General features: G+C 70.2%; 16 protein-coding genes. 1 reads left to right on the top strand and 15 read right to left on the bottom strand.

All coding sequences use genetic code 11. The features are described 5' to 3' along the window. Positions 1-9: 9 nt before the first annotated feature. On the bottom strand, positions 10-2703 hold the full coding sequence (locus CRP50_RS14180) for an intermembrane phospholipid transport protein YdbH family protein (protein ID WP_097279841.1): 2694 nt from the start codon (positions 2701-2703) through the stop codon (positions 10-12). Positions 2704-2871: 168 nt separating this feature from the next. Between CRP50_RS14180 and CRP50_RS14175 the strand changes: the two genes are divergently transcribed. Further along, a complete protein-coding gene (locus CRP50_RS14175; RefSeq protein ID WP_097279840.1) occupies positions 2872-3471 on the top strand; it encodes a Panacea domain-containing protein in 600 nt (199 codons plus the stop codon). 13 nt (positions 3472-3484) lie between these two features. On the opposite strand, the gene CRP50_RS14170 is transcribed toward CRP50_RS14175, so the two are convergent. The 14 genes from CRP50_RS14170 to CRP50_RS14105 form a co-directional block, all read right to left on the bottom strand. After that, the gene (locus CRP50_RS14170; protein ID WP_097279839.1) at positions 3485-3928 is read right to left on the bottom strand and encodes an OmpA family protein; all 444 of its coding nucleotides are present in this window, start codon (positions 3926-3928) and stop codon (positions 3485-3487) included. A 62-nt stretch (positions 3929-3990) separates the two neighbouring features. Next, positions 3991-5010: a ChaN family lipoprotein gene (locus CRP50_RS14165; protein ID WP_176525177.1), complete on the bottom strand. Its 1020-nt coding sequence runs from the start codon at positions 5008-5010 to the stop codon at positions 3991-3993. Between the two features lie 123 nt (positions 5011-5133). Beyond that, the gene (locus CRP50_RS14160) at positions 5134-6519 is read right to left on the bottom strand and encodes a TRAP transporter large permease (RefSeq protein ID WP_097279837.1); all 1386 of its coding nucleotides are present in this window, start codon (positions 6517-6519) and stop codon (positions 5134-5136) included. Next, on the bottom strand, positions 6516-7103 hold the full coding sequence (locus CRP50_RS14155; protein WP_176525176.1) for a TRAP transporter small permease: 588 nt from the start codon (positions 7101-7103) through the stop codon (positions 6516-6518). The genes CRP50_RS14160 and CRP50_RS14155 overlap by 4 nt, the downstream gene beginning before the upstream one ends. Before the next feature lie 110 nt (positions 7104-7213). Next, entirely contained in the window at positions 7214-8203 is a 990-nt protein-coding gene (locus CRP50_RS14150; protein WP_097279836.1) for a TRAP transporter substrate-binding protein, read from the bottom strand. A 211-nt stretch (positions 8204-8414) separates the two neighbouring features. After that, positions 8415-9809 carry a sigma-54-dependent transcriptional regulator gene (locus CRP50_RS14145; RefSeq protein WP_097279835.1) on the bottom strand — a complete coding sequence of 465 codons (1395 nt, stop codon included), beginning with the start codon at positions 9807-9809 and terminating at the stop codon, positions 8415-8417. Beyond that, positions 9802-11703, bottom strand: coding sequence for a sensor histidine kinase (locus CRP50_RS14140; protein WP_097279834.1), 1902 nt, complete (start codon positions 11701-11703; stop codon positions 9802-9804). Before CRP50_RS14140 ends, CRP50_RS14145 begins: the two co-directional genes overlap by 8 nt. Positions 11704-11765: 62 nt before the next feature. Next, positions 11766-13454: a Na(+)/H(+) antiporter subunit D gene (locus CRP50_RS14135; protein WP_097279833.1), complete on the bottom strand. Its 1689-nt coding sequence runs from the start codon at positions 13452-13454 to the stop codon at positions 11766-11768. After that, positions 13444-13698: a hypothetical protein gene (locus CRP50_RS14130; RefSeq protein WP_097279832.1), complete on the bottom strand. Its 255-nt coding sequence runs from the start codon at positions 13696-13698 to the stop codon at positions 13444-13446. Before CRP50_RS14130 ends, CRP50_RS14135 begins: the two co-directional genes overlap by 11 nt. Then, positions 13695-15182 carry a monovalent cation/H+ antiporter subunit D family protein gene (locus tag CRP50_RS14125; RefSeq protein WP_097279831.1) on the bottom strand — a complete coding sequence of 496 codons (1488 nt, stop codon included), beginning with the start codon at positions 15180-15182 and terminating at the stop codon, positions 13695-13697. The genes CRP50_RS14130 and CRP50_RS14125 overlap by 4 nt, the downstream gene beginning before the upstream one ends. After that, positions 15179-16678, bottom strand: coding sequence for a monovalent cation/H+ antiporter subunit D family protein (locus CRP50_RS14120; RefSeq protein WP_097279830.1), 1500 nt, complete (start codon positions 16676-16678; stop codon positions 15179-15181). The genes CRP50_RS14125 and CRP50_RS14120 overlap by 4 nt, the downstream gene beginning before the upstream one ends. Beyond that, a complete protein-coding gene (locus CRP50_RS14115; RefSeq protein ID WP_097279829.1) occupies positions 16675-17130 on the bottom strand; it encodes a cation:proton antiporter subunit C in 456 nt (151 codons plus the stop codon). The genes CRP50_RS14120 and CRP50_RS14115 overlap by 4 nt, the downstream gene beginning before the upstream one ends. Beyond that, the gene (locus CRP50_RS14110) at positions 17127-17543 is read right to left on the bottom strand and encodes a Na(+)/H(+) antiporter subunit B (protein WP_097279828.1); all 417 of its coding nucleotides are present in this window, start codon (positions 17541-17543) and stop codon (positions 17127-17129) included. The genes CRP50_RS14115 and CRP50_RS14110 overlap by 4 nt, the downstream gene beginning before the upstream one ends. Then, on the bottom strand, positions 17540-18133 hold the full coding sequence (locus tag CRP50_RS14105; RefSeq protein WP_097279827.1) for a DUF4040 domain-containing protein: 594 nt from the start codon (positions 18131-18133) through the stop codon (positions 17540-17542). The genes CRP50_RS14110 and CRP50_RS14105 overlap by 4 nt, the downstream gene beginning before the upstream one ends. Positions 18134-18149: the final 16 nt, after the last annotated feature.

Genomic DNA, 18149 nt, shown 5'->3' with positions numbered 1-18149 from the left:
CAGCCCGCCTCATTGGCCGCCGGTGAACTCTTCCATGCGCGCGCGGATGCGGTCGGGAACGCGGTAGCCGGACAGTCCGGCCTGGATGGCCTTGGCCAACTCGCCGCTGACGCTCAGGTTGAACTCGACGGGATAGCCGTCATAGAACTCCGGGTTGGCGCCGGCGATGTGCAGCTTCACCGTCATCTGGCCGCTGGCGCGGCCGTCGACCGTGAGCGACAGGTCGTCGTAGCGGAAATCCTGCAGCGCCTGCAGCACCAGATCGACGCTCTGGCCGCCGCCCGACAACGCCGCCGGGACGTCGTCGGGGGCGTAGACCACCCGCTCCGGCCGGGTGCTGCGCAGCACCGCATTGTCGATGATGACGTCACCGCCGGCGAACCGCAGCGGCACCGTTCCGGCCAGCCGGCCGCGCGCCCGCAGGCCCTGGATGCCGGCCAGATCCACCAGGGGCGCGAGGCGCAGGTCCTCGACGTCGAGGAAGACCTCGCCGGCGTCCAGGCTGAGGGGGATGGCCGTCGGCCGCGCCCGGATGGTGCCGCCGGCGAGCGTCGCCTGGGCGCTGTCGAGCAGCAGGGTGTCGCGGGCGATCTCGAAGCTCGCCACGGCGTCGAGCAGCGGCAGGCCGGCGTCGATGGCGGCCACCGACACCTGCTGCCCCTTGGGCGTGCGCAAGGGGTCGAGGCCGGTCAGGTTCAGCACGCCGTTGATGCGCGTCAGGGTGACGAAACCCTGTGTTAGTCCAACGTCCTGCAGCAGCACCTTGAGGTCCGGCTTCAGGCCGCCGCCGTCCCACCGGATGGTGCCGTCGACGGCGACGGCGCCGGTCACGTCGTGGGCGAAGGTGCCGAGCAGGCCGTGCAGGTGCTCCGGCTTCAGGCCCTGCGGGTCGAACACCTGGCGCGGCACCCGCACGGTCGCCCGCCCGCTGCCGTCGGCGAGGGCGAGGCTGCCGCGGGCGGACGCGAGCAGGGTATTGCCGACGTCGCGCAGCTCCGCCGTCAGGGCGAGGCGGTCGGCCTCCGCCTCGGCCGGCGTCGCGGCCAGCTCCAGCCTGTAGGGCCGCAGCGGCGAACGGGCCGACAGCTCCGCCGTTTCCCCCGGCAGGGTGTCGAGCCGCCCCGTGAGGCGGGCGGTCGGTCCGGCCTCGGACAGGCCGGCCTCCAGCGTCACCGCCTGCAGGTCCGTTCCGGCCACCGACAGGCTGCCGTCGCGGCCGGTGACGGCGGCGACCGTCTGGGTCGCGCCGGTGCCGAAGGCGGCGGTGAGGGCGATCTCGGCGAAGGCGATGCGGGCCGGTCCCTGTGGCGTCTCGAAGGTGGCCGACGGCGCCTGCAGGCCGGCGGTGACGGCGGCGACGCGGCTGCCGTCGTCGGCGGTCTCCAGGCGCAGCAGCGGCCCGGCCGGCGGCAGCAGGGTGAGCGTCACCGGATCGCGGGCGGCGACGCCCTCGCCCAGGCGGAGCCCATCGAGGGTCACGGCTCCGCTGTCGGCGAAGAGGGCACCGGTGAGGTCGGGCTGGCCGCTCAGGCGCACGCGACCGGTGAAGGCGGCGCGGGCGGCCGAGGCGCCGGACACGGTCATGTCCTGCGCTTCCGCCGCGACGCTCGCCTCCGCCGTCAGGCCTTCGGGCGTCAGGCTGAGGCTGCCGTCTTCCAGCCGGCCGCTCACGGGGGAGCCGTCGAAAGTGACTCCGGCGACGGCGGCGGCGACGTCGCGCAGGGCCAGCGTCGGCAGCACCCCGTCGAGACGCACCGTGCCGCCGGCTGCGACGCGGGCTTCGGCGGCGCCGGCCGTGGCGGTCACGGCGAGCCGGTCGGACGACAGCACGAGGCCCGCCGGATCGCCGATGCCGCTGACGGTGAGGGCGGGCCCGGCCGTGGCGCCAGGGCCGGTCAGGTCCACCACCACCGGTTCGGCGGCGACGCCGTGCTCGGCCAGGGTCTGGCGAAGCGGCGGCGCGAGGTCCGCCAGGGTGACGCGGACGGGGGCGTCGGCGGCGATGGACAGCGTATCGGCGCCGAGGCGCAGGTCGGCCTGCACCGATCCGTCCACGGCCCCCGCGAGGCCCGGCGCGGCGAAGCTGTCGGCGGTAAGCTCCAGCCGCCCGGTTCCGGCCATGGGAACCGCACCGCCGCCGTCGGCGGTGCCGGTGAAGGTGGCGGTGCCGGTCAGGCCCGGAGCCGTCACCTCCGCCGTCAGGTCGAGGGCGGGGCCGGGCTCGGCACGATGGGCGGTGCCGGATAGGGTGGCGACGAGCTGCCCCTGCGGCAGGTCGATGGTGGCCGTGGCGCGGTCGAGGCGCAGCCGCTCCGCCGGCAGGTCGAACGGCGTCGTCTCCGCGCCCGCGTCGCCCCCTTCCAGCAGCGGGCCGAGCGGGCCGAAGTCGAGCCCTCCTTCTGCCGTCCAGCGACCGGTGACGGTAGCATCGGCGACGGTGATGGCCTCGATGCCGCCGGCGAGACTCCAGGCGACGTCGACGTCGCGCACCACCAGGACCCCGTCGCCCGCCTCCAGCCGCGCGAGATGGGCTCCGGACAGGCCGATGCGTGCAACCTCCGCCCGTGCGCCCGCCAGGCCGAGGGCGTCGAGGCGGGCGGCTATCAGGGCCTCCGCCGCCCGCGGCAGCGCCAGCCACGCGGCGACGCCGGCGCCGGCCAGCAGGACGGCGGCGATCAGGGCGAAGCGGCGGCGGCGGGACATGGGCGGCGGGAACCTCGGGCAGGGCAGGGACGCCGCGACGGCGGCCCCGGACCGGCAGGGTCGGGTGCGGCGGCGGCGGCGTCAAGCCTTCGCCGCTCTTCCCCGCGCCGGCCATGCGGTCTATGGTCAGGAAACCAACCGCGCGATCAACAGGTTCCGGGGTTCCCCATGAGGCGTATCGCCGCCGACACCTGCTTCGACGTGGCGCTCTGGCTGGTCGACCGGGCGCTGGACGACAACGAGTACCTGCAGCCGCAGAAGATGCACCGGCTCATGTACCTGGCGCAGGCCTACTACGCCGTGGCGACCCGCGGCCGCAAGATGATGCCGGCCACCTTCGTCGCCGACCCGTCGGGACCGATGGAGCCGACGCTCTACCGCGCCTTCGAGAACGGCCGCCCCTACGTCGAAACCCGCAAGCCGCCCGACGACGCCTGCCAGCTGCTCGACAGCATCTGGCGCAAGTTCGGCGCCCATTCGGCCGAGCATCTCTCCAAGCTGACCAAGGGCCACCCGCCCTACCGTGACGCCTTCGCCAGCGGCGGTGCGGGGGAGGAGATCACCCTGCAGGCCATGATGGACTACTACGGCCGCAAACCCGGCAGCGAACCGGCCGCCGCCAAGGGCCCCCTGCCGGGCGCCACGGCGCCGGAGGCCCCGGGCCTGACCGACGTCCTGCGCCCGCGCGTCATGCGCAGCCAGACCGGCAAGCCCGTCAGCGTGCAGAAATGGATGCCGCGCCCCATGGGCGACAAGCGGGAGGAGTAGGGCGGCCCCGCCGTCACTCCTTGAGCCGCGGGTACAGCACGTCCACGCGGCGTTCGCTGCCGACCTTGGCGTCGCCGCCGAAGGCGCCGAAGGCTTCGCCGGCGGAGCTGGAGACCAGGACCGAGCGGGGGACGCCGTAGCCGGCCAGCAGGTCGGCGACCACTTGGGCGCGCTTCAGGGCGATGCGCTTGTTGAACGCGGCGCTGCCCTGGCGGTCGGCCTGGCCGATGGCGCAGACCTTCACCTGATACTTGGCGTCGCGCGCGATGCGCTGCAGCTCGGCGCGGTGCTGCGGCTTCACGTCGGTCTTGCCGGTGTCGAAGTAGACGCTCACCACCGCCGCCTGGCCGGCGCGGGCGGCGCTGTCGCATTCGGCGTCCTGCGCCGCGGCCGGGGCGGCGACCGGCAGGATCAGGGCGGCGGCCACGGCGAGGGCGCGGCGGCGGGCGGTCGACATGGGGCGGGCCTCCTGTGGGTCATCCAGAGGCGCCGACCCTACCCCATTAGACTTAAGTCCTGCTACTTCTTTTTGTTCTTCATGCGTTCGCGCAAGGCGGCGCAGTGGTCGACATCGTCCACGCGCGGGCTGAACCAGACGATGTCGAAGGCGGCCGCGGCGGCCCCCTCGCGTCCCGTGACGTAGGCGGCGGGATCGACGACCCCGTCTTCCACCTCCAGCGGCGCGACAGTCAGCACCTGCTCCGGTGGGATGCCGAGGGCCGCCAGCCGCAGGGGCACGCCGCGATCCTCGCGGGCGTGGCCGTTGCCGGTGATGAGCAGGGCCGTGTCGGCGGCGGGATCGGCGAGGCCCCGGGACACGACGCGGGCCATCATGGCGTCGCGCGCCCGCTGCACCAGGGCCATGGGCGCCAGCATGGCCTCGGGCATGAGGTCGCAATGGCCGCGCCGGACGTCGTCGGCGAGGCCGTCGCGCACCACCGGCGCGTCTTCCGTGGCCAGCGCGAGGTCCGCCGCCAGTCCGGCCTCCAGCGCCGGCAGGCCCTCGCGGGCGAGCCGGCGCACCGTGTCCTGCGGCAGGTTGCCGGCCAGGATGGGCAGCCCGTGGGCCAACGCCGTGCCGGCCATGGGGGCGTAGAGCGGCCAGTCCGGCCAGCCCGTCTTCGCCCAGTCGAGGGCGTCGCCCAGCCCGGCGGCATCGGCGGGGCCGGCGGCGCGCCAGGCGTCGATGGCGGGCTGGTCGTCGGTCTCCATCATCTCGTAGACGACGGCGGGGCGGCGGCCGCCGACCACCAGGGCCTCGGCCAGCCACGCCTGCAGCGCGTGGTGGTCGGGGTTGTCGTGGCGCTCGCCGACGATGACCACCCGGCTGTCCAGCGCCCGGTCCACCACCTGGGCCGGCGTCAGGCGCTCGCCCGTCGCCGTGCTCCAGAACGAGCCGACCAGCGGATGATCCTGTGCCAGGGGCGAGGCCCAGGGCGCGGCCGGCGGCAGCGGCGGCGGCGCGGCGGCGGTCTGGGCGAGGGCGGCGGGCGCGGCGAGGACGGCGGCGGCGGACAGCAGCAGGGCGGCGAGGCGCAACGGGCGGACTCCCTGGCTCGGGGCGGAGGACATATCCCCTACATATGAAGGGCGAACGGCCGGGAAGCCAGCATTGCTTCCCGGCCGTCGCCGGACAGTCGACTCACCCGCGGGTGCGGGGCCTTAGTTGTACATGGTGCTCGGCAGCCACAGCGACAGCCACGGCCAGTAGGTGACCACCATGAGGCAGGCGATGAGGATCAGCAGCCACGGCAGGCAGGCGCGCACCACCCACAGGATGGGCTTGCCGGTGATGCCGGAGGCGACGAACAGGTTCAACCCGACCGGCGGCGTGATCATGCCGATCTCCATGTTCACCACCATGATGATGCCGAGATGGATGGGATCGATGCCGAGCTGCACGCCGATGGGCATGAGGATCGGCGCCATGATGAGCACGATGGCCGACGGCTCCATGAAGTTGCCGGCGATCAGCAGCAGGATGTTGCAGACGATCAGGAAGCCCCACCACGTCAGGCCCCAGTCGGTGATCATGGAGGCGAGCGTGTGCGGGATGCGTTCGGTGGTCAGCACGTGGGCGAACAGCATCGCGTTGGCGATGATGAACAGCAGCATGATGGAGACCTTGGCGGCGTCCATCACCACGCGGTGCATGTCCTTGTCGGTGGCCGACTTGGGCATGCCGATGAGGAAATGACCGAAGTTGCGCAGCGCGGCCTGGCCCAGGCTCTCGCCGTCCTTGCGCCACGGCACGTTCTTCAGCGGGCCGATGTCGCGGTAGAAGAACACCGCCACCAGGTAGGCGTAGACCGCCGACAGGGCCGCGGCTTCCGTCGGGCTGGCGATGCCGCCGTAGATGGAGCCGAGCACGATGACGATGAGCATGATGCCGCCGATGGCGTCGGCGAAGCTGATGCCCACCTCGCGCCAGCCGGGGAAGGCCTGGCGGGGCAGCTTCTTGATGGTGGCGAAGATGTAGATGGCGACCAGCAGCACCGCACCGATGCCGAGGCCCGGCAGCACGCCGGCCATGAACATGCGGGCGGCCGAGACTTCGGTCGCGGTCGCATAGACCAGCATGACGATGGACGGCGGGATCAGGATGCCGAGCGTGCCGGCGTTGGCGATGACGCCGGTGGCGAAGGGCAGGGGATAGCCCGCCTTCACCATGCCGCCGATGACGATGCCGCCGATGGCCGCGACCGTCGCCGGCGACGAGCCGGAGACGGCGGCGAAGATCATGCAGGCCACCACGGACGCCATGGCCATGCCGCCGCGGATGTGCGACGTGACGGACAGGGCGAAGCGGATGATGCGGCGCGCCACGCCGCCCGTCGACAGGAAGGCCGACGACAGGATGAAGAAGGGAATGGCGAGCAGGGTGTAGTGGCCCGACAGCGCCTCGAACAGCTTGAGCGACACCGACGCGATGCTGTCGTTGGAGAACAGCAGGATGGTCAGCGACGACGACAGGCCGAGCGCGACGGCGATCGGCATGCCCAGCAGCATGAAGCCGAACAGCGCGACGAACAGGAAGACGGAGGTCATTTGCGGTCGCCCTCCCGGTCCATGGCGAGTGCCTCGTGGATCTTGCCGCCGCCGGTCTCGTCGACTTCCTCGGCGATGCGCATGGCGTCCTTGGACTCGTCGTGGAAGCCGAAGCCGTGGGCCTCGCCCTTGATCAGCTGCACCAGCAGCAGGGCGAACCGCAGGCCGAACAGAATCACGCCGACGAACAGGATGGACGTGGCCAGCCAGCGCGGCACGTGCACGTCCTTGAGGTAGATGCCGATGCTGAACAGCTTGCTCAGATAGACCCAGGCGCCCCAGGCGATGATGCCGACATAGGCGAGGCAGCACAGCACCGCGACGATGGTCACGATGCGCTGCACCCGGCGCGAGAATATCCGCACCAGGGCATCGACGCCGATGTGGCCGCCGACCTTGAGGACGTAGGAAATTCCGAACAGCACCATCCAGGCGGACGCATACAGCGTGGCTTCCTGCGCCCACTTCAGGCCGCTGTTGAACACGAAACGCATGACGACCTCGAGGAACACGATCAAGGTCATCGAAACGAGGAGGATGGAGATGACCGCCTCCTCGAGGCGGTTGATGGTACGCGCCACCATGGTGGTGTCGTCCTGCCCAGGGGATGGAAGGATGGCGCCCGGGAGTGTCCGGCCCAGAACAAGGGCCGGACACCCCCGCCGACGCACGCGGCTTTACGGGAAAGGGAGGATCAGTTGATCGCGGCGGCCGCTTCGATCACGTCCTTGCCGATGTCACCCTCGAACTTCTCCCACACCGGCTTCATGGCTTCCTGCCACTTGGCCAGTTCCTCGTCGGTCAGCTGCAGGATTTCCGAGGTGCCGGCGGCCTTGATCTTGTCGCGGTCGGCCATGGCGATGTCGAGCGCCTTGTCGTTGCCGGCCTTGGTCGCCTGGGCGACGCAGTCGTCCAGCTGCGGGCGGACGTCGTCGGGCAGGCCGTTCCAGAACTCGGCCGAGGTCACCAGCAGGTAGTCGAGGACGCCGTGGTTGGTCTCGGTGATGTAGTCCTGCACCTCGTGGAACTTCTGGCTGTAGATGTTCGACCAGGGGTTCTCGGCGCCGTCGATGGCGTTGGTCTGCAGCAGGGTGAAGACTTCCGAGAACGGCTTCTTGATCGGCACGGCGCCGAGCTGCTCGAACTGGGCCTCCAGCACGTCGGACTGCTGGATGCGGAACTTCAGGCCGTTGGCGTCTTCCGGCACGCGCAGCGGCTTGTTGGCCGACATCTGCTTCATGCCGTTGTGCCAGTAGCCGAGGCCGAGCAGGCCCTTGTCGGCCATGGACTGCAGCAGTTCCTGGCCCTTGGGCGACTGCTGGAACTTGTCCACCTCGGCCAGGTCCTTGAACAGGAACGGCAGGTCGAACACCTGGAAGGCCTTGGTGTAGTCCTCGAACTTGGAAAGCGACGGGGCGGCCATGTGGACGTCGCCGAGCAGCATGGCTTCGAGCACGTTGTCGTCGTTGAACAGCTGGGAGTTCGGGTAGACCTCGACGACCACCTTGCCCGGCAGGGCGGCCTCGGCGCAGCGCTTGAACTCCAGCGCGGCGACGCCCTTGGGCGTCGTTTCGGCGACCACGTGGGAGAACTTGATGGTGATCGGGGCGGCCTGGGCCGTCGCGGCGGCGGTGACGAGACCGATGGCGGTCAGGGCAGAGCCGAGAAGCGCGGAAACACGCATGTACAGTTTCCTCCTGCAGGCATGTTCATTGTTGAACCCGTAGGCCCGGGTCTGTCGCGTCACCGGGCCGATCAGCCAATAGCAGGACGCATGCCAACCATGCGCGGAACGCGCGGCTCTGCAGCAAGTCTTTGATTTTCTTGTGTTCTACCCTTCCAAAATTGCCGCAGTGCAACAAATTGTGGCGGAAATCCGCCACCCTCGGCGGGTCCTATTCCGGGTTTTCGCCAAGGGCGAAGCTGGCACGGTCCAGGTCGTATTTCCGCAGCTTATCATACAAGGTCTTGCGCGGCACCCCGAGGTCGTGGGCGGCGCGGATCATGTCGCCGCGATTGTCGGCGAGCGAGCGGGCGATGAGTGCTTTCTCGAAGGCGGCGACCCGTTCGGGCAGGGAGACGCCGACGCCCCCCGCGACGCCCTCGCCGTCGCCGCCGCCGCCGGCATCGCCCGGCGCCACCGGCGCACGGCCGTCGAGCAGCACGAAGCGTTCGGCGGCATTGCGCAGCTCGCGCACGTTGCCGGGCCAGCGGTGCCCGATCAGCCGCGCCGCCAGGTCCGGCGGCAGCGGTGGTGCCTCGCGCCCGTAGCGGGCGGCGGCATCGAGGACGAAGTGGCGGAACAGCAGCACGATGTCGTCGCCGCGCGACCGCAGCGGCGGCAGCGACAGGGCCAGCACGTCCAGGCGGTAGTAGAGGTCTTCGCGGAACTCGCCGTCGTCGGCGGCCTTGCGCAGGTCCACCTTGGTCGCCGCCACCACCCGCAGGTCGAGGGGGATGGCGGTGTTGGAGCCCAGGCGCTCGATGCACCGCTCCTGCAGGGCGCGCAGCAGCCGCACCTGCAGGGCGAGGGGCATGCTCTCGATCTCGTCGAGGAACAGGGTACCGCCCGAGGCGTGCTCCAGCTTGCCGATGCGCCGCCCCGTGGCGCCGGTGAAGGAGCCGGCCTCGTGGCCGAACAGCTCGCTTTCGATCATCGCTTCCGGCATGGCGCCGCAGTTCAGCGGCACGAAGCGGCCGTTGCGGCGGTTGCTGGCCTCGTGGATGCAGCGGGCGACCACTTCCTTGCCGGTGCCGGTCTCGCCGGTGATGAGCACGTCGGCGTCCACCGCCGCCGCCGCCGCCACCATGCGCCGTACCTCGCGGATGGCCGGGCTCTGGCCGAGCAGGCGGCTCTCGATGACGTCGGCCGCCCCCAGCGCCCGGCGCAGGGCGCGGTTCTCCAGCACCAGGCGGCGCTTGTCCATGGCGCGGGCGACGGTGCCGGTCAGGCGCTCGGCGCGATAGGGCTTCTCGATGAAATCGTAGGCGCCGGCGCGCATGGCTTCCACCGCCATGGGCACGTCGCCGTGGCCGGTGATGAGCACCATGGGCAGGTCGCGGTCGAGCGCCGTGACATGGTCGAGCAGCGCGAGGCCGTCCTCGCCCGGCATGCGGACATCGCTGACGACGATGCCGGGGAAGTCCGGCCCGAGCGCCGCCCGCGCCTCCGCCACCGAGGAGCACAGCACCACGCGCCAGCCGGCGAGGTCGAGGGTCTGCTGGGCGGCGAGGCGGACGTCCGGCTCGTCGTCGACGAACAGGACGGTATCGGCGGCGGTATCAGACATGGGCGGCGGTTACCGTGGCGGCAGGGGGCGGGGAGGGCGAGGCGGCGGCATCGGCGCGCTTCAGGCGGACGGTGAAGAGGGCACCGCCCTCCGGGCGGTTTTCCGCCGTCAATGTCCCCCCGAAATCGTTCACGATGCCGTTGGAAATGGACAGGCCGAGGCCGATGCCCTCGCCCGGCCGCTTGCTGGAGAAGAACGGCTCGGCGAGGTGGGCGAGGCCCTCCTCCGTCAGGCCGGGGCCGGTGTCGGCGACGGTGACGCGGACCGTGTCGGCTTCCACGTGCAGACCGATGGTCACGCGCTTCAATGGGCTGTCTTCCAGCGCCTCGACGGCGTTGCGCAGCAGGTTGATGAACACCTGCTCCAGCCGCACCCGTTCCCCCAGCACGCAGAGGTCGGTGCCGGCGGCGCCGTTGACGATGGCGAGGTCGGGCAGGCGCGAGCCCACCTCCACCAGCTCGACGCTGGTGCGCAGCACGTCGTCCAGCCGCACCGGCGTCCGCTCCGCCCGCGTGCGGCTGGCGAAGCGCTTGAGGCGGCCGGAGATGTCGGCGACGCGGTCGATGAGGTCGCCGATGCGGCCGAGGTTCTGCTCCACCTCCGTCAACCGGTCGCGGGCGAGCAGGATGCGGGCGTTGTCGGCATAGGCGCGCATGGCGGTCAGGGGCTGGTTCAGCTCGTGGGTGACACCCGCCGCCAACTGGCCGATGGCGGCGAGGCGGCTCGCGTGCACCAGGTTGTCCTGCGCCTGCCGCAGGTCGGCCTGCACCCGCTCGCGCTCGACCATTTCGGCGGTGAGCTGGGCGTGCGCGTCTTCCAGTTCGGCGGTGCGCTGGCGCACGCGCTGTTCCAGTTGGTCGTTGGCGCGGCGCACGGCCTCTTCCTTGGCGGCGAGGGCGGCGGCGGTACGGCGCTCGGCTTCCATGCCGGCGCGCAGGCTCTGCAGCCGCACCCGCATGGCGGCCGCCACGGCGAAGGCCAGCGCCAGCAGCAGGGCGACCAGCGACACCGCCTTCACGACCTGGGCATCCACCGGCCGCAGGTCGGTGAGGATGTGCACCGTCCAGCCGGCCGCCGGCATGTGGGTGGACTGGTGGAGGTAGCGCTCGCCGCGGTCGGGCAGGGCCATGACGGTGGCCGTGCCGTGGTCGCTCGGCCGCTCGGTGATAGGCAGTTCCGTCACCCGCACGCCGGGATAGCGGCGCGAGGTGGCGATCTGCTCGCGCTCCGCCCGGCCGAGGGGGCGCAGGGCGTCGTAGAGCCAATCGGGGTCGCTGGAAATGAAGATCACGCCGTCGGGGTCGGTGACGACGATGCGGTCCTCCACATCCTCCCACAGGGTCTCGATCTCCGCCGGGTCCATCTTCACCACCACGGCGCCGGCGATGCCGCCGCGCAGCATGACCGGGCCGGCGAAGTAGTAGCCGCGCTGCAGCGACGTGGTGCCGAGGGCGAAGTAGCGGCCGATGCGGCCGGCCATGGCCTCCTGGAAGTAGGGGCGGAAGGCGAAGTTGCGGCCGACGAAGGAATACTCCGTCTGCCAGTTGGACGCCGCGACGGTCAGGCCGTCGGCATTCATGACGTAGATGTCGAGGGCGCCGGTGAACTCCGCCTCGTAGGCGAGGTGTTCGTTGGCGGCGGTCAGGGCGTCGGGATCGTCCTGGTCGGCCAGCACGCCGCGCACCTCGGGCATCTGGGCGAGCAGCTGCGGCAGCGTCTCGAACCGCGACAGGCGGCCGGCGAGGTTGCCGACATAGAGCTTGAGGATGCCCTCGCCCCGCGCCGCCAGTTGCTGTTCCGCCGCCGTGCGCGACCACAGGCCGACGACGGCCAGCAGCGCGACCGCGAGCACGATCACGCCGAGGAGGAGGAAGGTGGAGGTGCGGCGTCCCATGGCCCTGTCATCGCTCCGCCGGACGGCCCCCGATAATGGCCGTCCGGCGGGATTGGGGCAAGCTACACGTAGTAGACCAGCAGGTAGAGGAACAGCAGCACCATCACCGACAGCACGGCGGTGCTGGTCGCCCAGGTGCGGGCCAGGATGCCGCCGGCGCCGTGGCTGCGTTCCACCAGCCGCACGAACCGCCCGACGGCGCCCTTGCCACCGGCGAGCAGGCTGTTCCCGGCCCGCCCGCCGTGCAGCGAGAACTCGCGCGCCAGCATCATGCCGAAGCGGCGGAAGAACCAGTCGAAGTCAAGCGTGACGGTCTCGCGCGGGCGGGTGAACGGCACGGTCAGGAAAAACGCCGCGCCGGCGAACAGCAGCAGCTGCAACTGGTGCAGGACGTGGTAGTCGGTATAAGGCTTGTAGTCGACCGGGAAGGGCAGCAGCGCATAGAGCGGCTGCGGCCACAGGCCGATGGCGAGGCACAGCACCATCATCAGGCCCATGGCGGCCTTCATGCTCAGCGGCGGGTCCTTGGGCCGCAGGCCGCTGTCTGTGCCGAAGAACACGAACCACACGAAGCGCAGGCCGACGTAGACGATGGCGCCGGCCGAGGCGACCTCCAGCAGGAACCACACGGTCGCCATGTGCTCGCTGCCGGCGGCGTCGGTGATCATGGACTTGGTGACGAAGCCCGACGTCAGCGGGAAGGCGCAGATGGACACCGCGCCGATGACGGCGCCCAGCGTGGTGAACGGCATGGACCGCACGAGGCCGCCCAGTTCCGTGCACTTGCGCACGCCGCCGGTCTGATACAGCACGGCGCCGGCGCTCATGAGCAGCAGCGCCTTGTACAGGATATGGGCGAAGGCGTGCGCCGTGGCGCCGTTCAGCGCCGTCTCGGTGCCGATGCCGACGGCGGTGACCATGAAGCCGACCTGATTGACGATGGAGTACACCAGGATCCGCCGCATGTCGTTTTCCAGCAGCGCATAGATCACGCCGTAGAAGATCATGGCGAGGCCGATCCACAGCAGGATCTCGGTGCCCGGGTACATGCGGATGAGCACGTAGACCGACGTCTTGGTGGTGAAGGCCGACAGGAAGACTGCGCCCGACCACGACGAGGCGGGATAGCTGTCGGCCACCCAGCTCCACAGCGGCGGCGCACCGGCGTTGACCAGGATGCCGGCCAGCATCAGCCACGTGCCGGTGGTGGAGGGCAGGGCGCGCGTCACGTCGATGGCGCCCGTCTCCATGATGTGGGCGGTGATGCCCGCCATCAGCAGCACGCCGCCCAGCAGGTGGACGTAGAGGTAGCGCATGCCGGCGCGGTAGCTGCGGGCATCGCCGCCGCCCCATACGACGATGGCGGAGGCGACGGCCATCACCTCCCAGAACACGAACAGCGTCACCAGATCGCCGGCGAAGCAGACGCCGATGGAGCTGCCGGCATAGACGTAGGCGGCGGACAACTCGCGCGTGCTCTCCTGGCGCAGGCCGAACAGGCCGCCGCCGAAGGCCGCGATGGTAAAGACCAGGGCGAACAGTCGCGACAGCTTGTCGCCTTCGACGATCTCGAGCGTGTAGTCGAGGAAGGCGGCGGTCATCACCACGCCGTCGGGCACGGTCCACACCGCCCACAGGGTCAGCAGCGGCGCGACGATCAGGGCGACGGAGCGGGCCGGGCCGCGCAGGAAGGGCAGCAGCGCCCCGCCTAGGATGAGCAGCACGCCGGGCGGCAGCAGATCACTGATCATAATAGGTGTCCGTCCGCTTCAGGAACACGCCGATCACCTTGGCGACGACGACGAGGCCGAGGCCCGACAGCAGCCCGTACCAGGCATAGAAGGCGAAGGTGCCGTCGATGCCGAACTTGGGATGGCCGTGCACGAAGGGGTCGAGCGCCAGCAGCACCACCAGGGCGGCGACGCCGCCCAGCACCGCCCAGCGGGGCAGCCCCCCGGCGGAGCGGGTGCGCGACGGCGGGGTACGGTCGCTCATGGCGTGCCTCCGACGACTTGGCGGGCGAGGGCGAGCGGGCCTTCGGCGAGGAAGAACAGCGCGACGGTGCCGAACGCGGTCGCCGACAGGGCGAGCACGATGGGCAGCGGCGCCTCGCCGTGGTCGTGGTCGGGGCCGTGCCCGTGGCCGGCGTCGCTATGGTGGTTGCGCTTCTCCTTCTTGAAGAAGGCGGCGTAGACGATGGGCAGGAAGTAGGCGGCGTTCAGCAGCGTCGACAGGGTGATGACGCCGATGGCGAACCACGCCTGCCGGTCATAGGCGCCGAGCAGCATGTACCACTTGGAAATGAACCCGGCCGTCGGCGGCACGCCCACCATGGACAGCGCCCCGATGGCGAAGGCCGCCATGGTCCACGGCATGCGGCGCCCGATGCCGTCCAGCTCGCTCACCTTCTTCTTGTGCGCGGCGGTGTAGATGGAGCCGGCGGCGAAGAACAGGGTGATCTTGCCGAGCGCGTGGGCGGCGATGTGCAGGGTCGCGCCCATGATGGACAGCGGCGCCAGGATGGCGGCGGCCATGGTCACGTAGGACAGCTGGCTGACGGTGGAATAGGCCAGCCGGCGCTTCAGGTTGTCCTGCCGCAGGGCGATGAGCGAGGCGATGATGATGGACGCGCCCGAGGCGTAGAGCAGCCACTCGGCGCTCGGCGCATTGGCGAGCAGGTCGATGCCGAAGACGTAGACGATGACCTTCACCACCGTGAACACGCCCGCCTTCACCACGGCCACGGCGTGCAGCAGGGCCGACACCGGCGTCGGCGCCACCATGGCCGCCGGCAGCCAGCGGTGGATGGGCATGAGGGCGGCCTTGCCGATGCCGAACATGAACAGGAACAGCAGCAGGCCGATCTCCGGCCCCTCGATGGCGCCCGTCAGGATGCCGCCGGGGCGGAAGTCGGTGGTGCCGGTCAGCACCCAGGTCCACACGATGGCGGTCAGCAGCAGCGCGATGGACGTGGAGATGAGGATGCCGATGTAGGTGCGGCCGCCGCGCCGCGCCTCGGTGTTCTCGTTGTGCGTGACCAGCGGATAGGTCGACAGCGTCAGCGCCTCGTAGAACACGAACAGCGTGAACAGGTTGCCGGCGAACGCGATGCCCATGGCGGCGGCCAGCGAGATGGCGAAGCAGATGTAGAAGCGGGTCTGCTTGTGCTCGCGGTTGCCCCGCATGTAGCCGATGGAATAGATGCTGTTGATGATCCACAGGCCCGACGCCACGGCCGCGAACAGCATGCCGAGCGGCTCCACCGCGAAGGCGAAGGGCACGTCGGGCACCACCTCGAACAGCGTCACCGACGGACGGCCACCGGCCAGCACCTCGGGCAGCAGGCTCCACACCTGCCACATGAGCGCGCCGGCGGTGACCAGCGTCACGCCCTCGCGCACGTTGGGCTGGCGCCCGGCGAGCGCGATGCCGATGCCGCCGATGAGCGGCGTCGCCAGGATCCACAGAAGCGGGTTCATTGCACGCCTCCCGTGCCCAGGGCAGCGCCCAGGGCGGCGCGGGCGGCGGCTTCGGCTGCGGTCATGCTGAAGCTCGTGTCGATGCCGAACCAGATGTTGGCCGCCGCCATGCCGATCATGGGCAGCAGCAGCGACAGCGGCGCCTCGGTGGCGACCGGCGCGCCCTGCGGCCGCGGCCGCAGGTAGGCGGCTTCCACCACGCGCCAGACGTAGACGACGGCGAGCAGGCTCGACAGCACGATCAGCACGGCCAGCCACCAGCGGCCGTCCTGGAAGGCGGCGAGCATGAGGTACCACTTGGAAATGAAGCCGGCGGTCAGCGGCACGCCGATGAGCGACAGGCCGCCGACCACGAAGCAGGCCATGGTGATCGGCATCTGCCTGGCGATGCCTTGCATGTCCTGGATGTGGACCGAGCCGATGCGCAGGAACACCGCGCCCAGCGCCAGGAACAGGGCGGCCTTCATGAGGGCATGGTTGAACAGGTGCAGCAGGCCGGCGGTCATGCCGGCCACCGAGATCAGCGCGACACCGAGGACCATGTAGCCGATCTGCGCCACCGACGAATAGGCGAGGCTGCGCTTCAGGTCGCCCTGCCAGATGGCGACGGCGGAGCCCGAGAACATGGCGGCCAGGGCCAGCACCACCAGCACGTCGGCGACCGGGATGCCCTCGGTCATGTAGGGCGCGCCGAACACCGTGAAGAACACCCGGATCATCACGTAGAGGCCGACCTTGGTCGACGTCGACGCGAGGAAGGCCGTCACCACCGACGGCGCGTAGGTATAGGCGTCGGGCAGCCACTTGTGCATGGGGAACAGGGCCAGCTTCAGCGCCAGGCCGACGGTGAAGAAGGCGAGCGCCACTTCCAGCGTGCGGTAGCCGGCGGCCTGCGGCATCAGCCGCGCCAGGTCGTCCATGTTCAGCGTGCCGGTCAGCATGTAGACCATGCCGACGCCGATGACGTAGAAGGTCGCGCCGACGGTGCCGAGGATCAGGTAGTGGTAGGCCGCCGCCAGCGCCCGGCGCGACTTGCCCATGGCGATCATCGCGTAGCTCGACAGCGACGAAATCTCGAGGAACACGAAGACGTTGAAGGCGTCGCCGGTGATGACCATGCCGAGCAGGCCCGACAGGCACAGCAGGTAGGCGACGTAGAACAGGTAGATGCGCGGCGGGTCGATCTCGGCTTCCACCGAGCGCCGGGCATAGAGCAGCACGCTCGCGCCGATGCCGGAAATCAGCACCAGCATGAAGGTGGACAGGGCGTCGACCTTGTACTCGATGCCCCACGGCGGCTCCCAGCCGCCGATGGCGTAGGAGATCGGGCCGCCCGTCTGCACCTGCAGGAACAGGCCGACGGAGCAGGCGAAGGCGGCGATCGCCACCAGCGTGGCCCAGGCCCAGGCGAGGGTGGCGGGGCGCAGGGCGATGCCGATGGGCGCGGCGAGGAGCGGGATGACGACCTGCAGCGCGGCGAGGTTGGCGAGGATCACGAGTGCCCGCCCTCCACCTTGCCGGCGCCGTCGTCGTGCGCCGCGCGCTTGGCGCGCTCCACCTTGTCTTCCTCGGCGTCCAGGTCGATGATCTCGTCCTCTTCCACGGTGCCGTAGGTCTCCTTGATGCGGATGGCGAGCGCGAGGCCGAGCGCCGTGGTCGCCACGCCGACGACGATGGCGGTCAGGATCAGCACGTGCGGCAGCGGGTTGGTGTAGATGACGGCGGCCGAGCCCGGCGCGTCCTCGTTCACCAGGATGGGGGCGGTGCCGCCCTCCACCGTGCCGGCGCTGATGTAGAACAGGAAGACGCTGGTCTGGAAGATGTTCAGGCCGACCAGCTTCTTGACCAGATTGCCGCGGGCGATGACCACGTAGAAGCCGATCATCATCAAAACGATGAAGATCCAGTAGTTCCAGTGGTCGTAGAAGATGACGAGGGCGTCTTTCATTCTTTGCGCCCCGCGAACGTGAAGAACAGGACCATCATCACCGATGCCACCGTCAGGCCGACCCCGGCTTCGACCAGCAGGATGCCGTAGTGCTGGCCGTGCTGCGGATCGTGGGCCAGCAGGTCGTAATCGAGAAAGACGCCGCCCAGCAACATGGTCGCGACGCCGACGCCGCCGTAGAGCAGCACGCCGGCGGCCATCAGCAGGCGCAGCAGCCACATGGGCGCGACCTTGCGGGCGTTGTGGACGCCGTAGATCAGCGAATAGAGGATGAAGGCGACGGCGAAGATGACGCCGGCCTGGAAGCCGCCGCCGGGGCCGTAATCGCCGTGGAACTGGACGTAGAGCGCGAACAGCATGATCGGCGCGATGAGGAACTTCGCGCAGGCGCGCAGGATCGGATTGTATCTCATGACTCTTCCGCCTCGCGCTTGCGGGGCTCGGTCACCACCCGGCGCTGGCGGCGCGACCGGCCGAGCAGCAGCAGCACGCCTACCGCCGCGGTGAACACCACCGCCGTCTCGCCCAGCGTGTCGTAGCCGCGGTAGCTGGCGAGCACCGAGGTGACGATGTTCGGGATGCCGATCTCCTCGCCCGACAGCTCGATGTAGCGCTCGGTGACGCGGCTCACCTGGATGGGGCTCGTCGGGTCGCCGAAGCTCGGCATGTCGTAGGTGCCCCAGATCAGCGCGCCACCGGTCACCAGGACCACCGCGAAGGCGCCGAGGGCGTTGGACCGCCGCGCCGGCTTCTGGAAGCGGCCGGTGATCGCCAGCGTGCCGAGCATGAGGACGGTGGAGATGCCGGCGCCGACCGCGGCCTCGGTGAAGGCGACGTCGACCGCATCCAGGGTGGTGAAGATGGCGGCGGAGAGCAGGCTGTAGATGCCGCTCGTCATCACGACGCCGAACAGGTTGTGCATGCGCACCATGATGATGGCGGCCACCACCAGGAACGACAGCAGGGCGACGTCGACGATCTCGACCATGTCGATGTCGATCATTTGCCGGGCTCCGCGT

The organism is Caenispirillum bisanense, assembly GCF_900230255.1.
GTDB lineage: Bacteria > Pseudomonadota > Alphaproteobacteria > Rhodospirillales > Rhodospirillaceae > Caenispirillum > Caenispirillum bisanense_A.
Note: the sequence above shows the minus strand (reverse complement) of the source record. Positions and strands in the feature narration are given on the sequence as shown.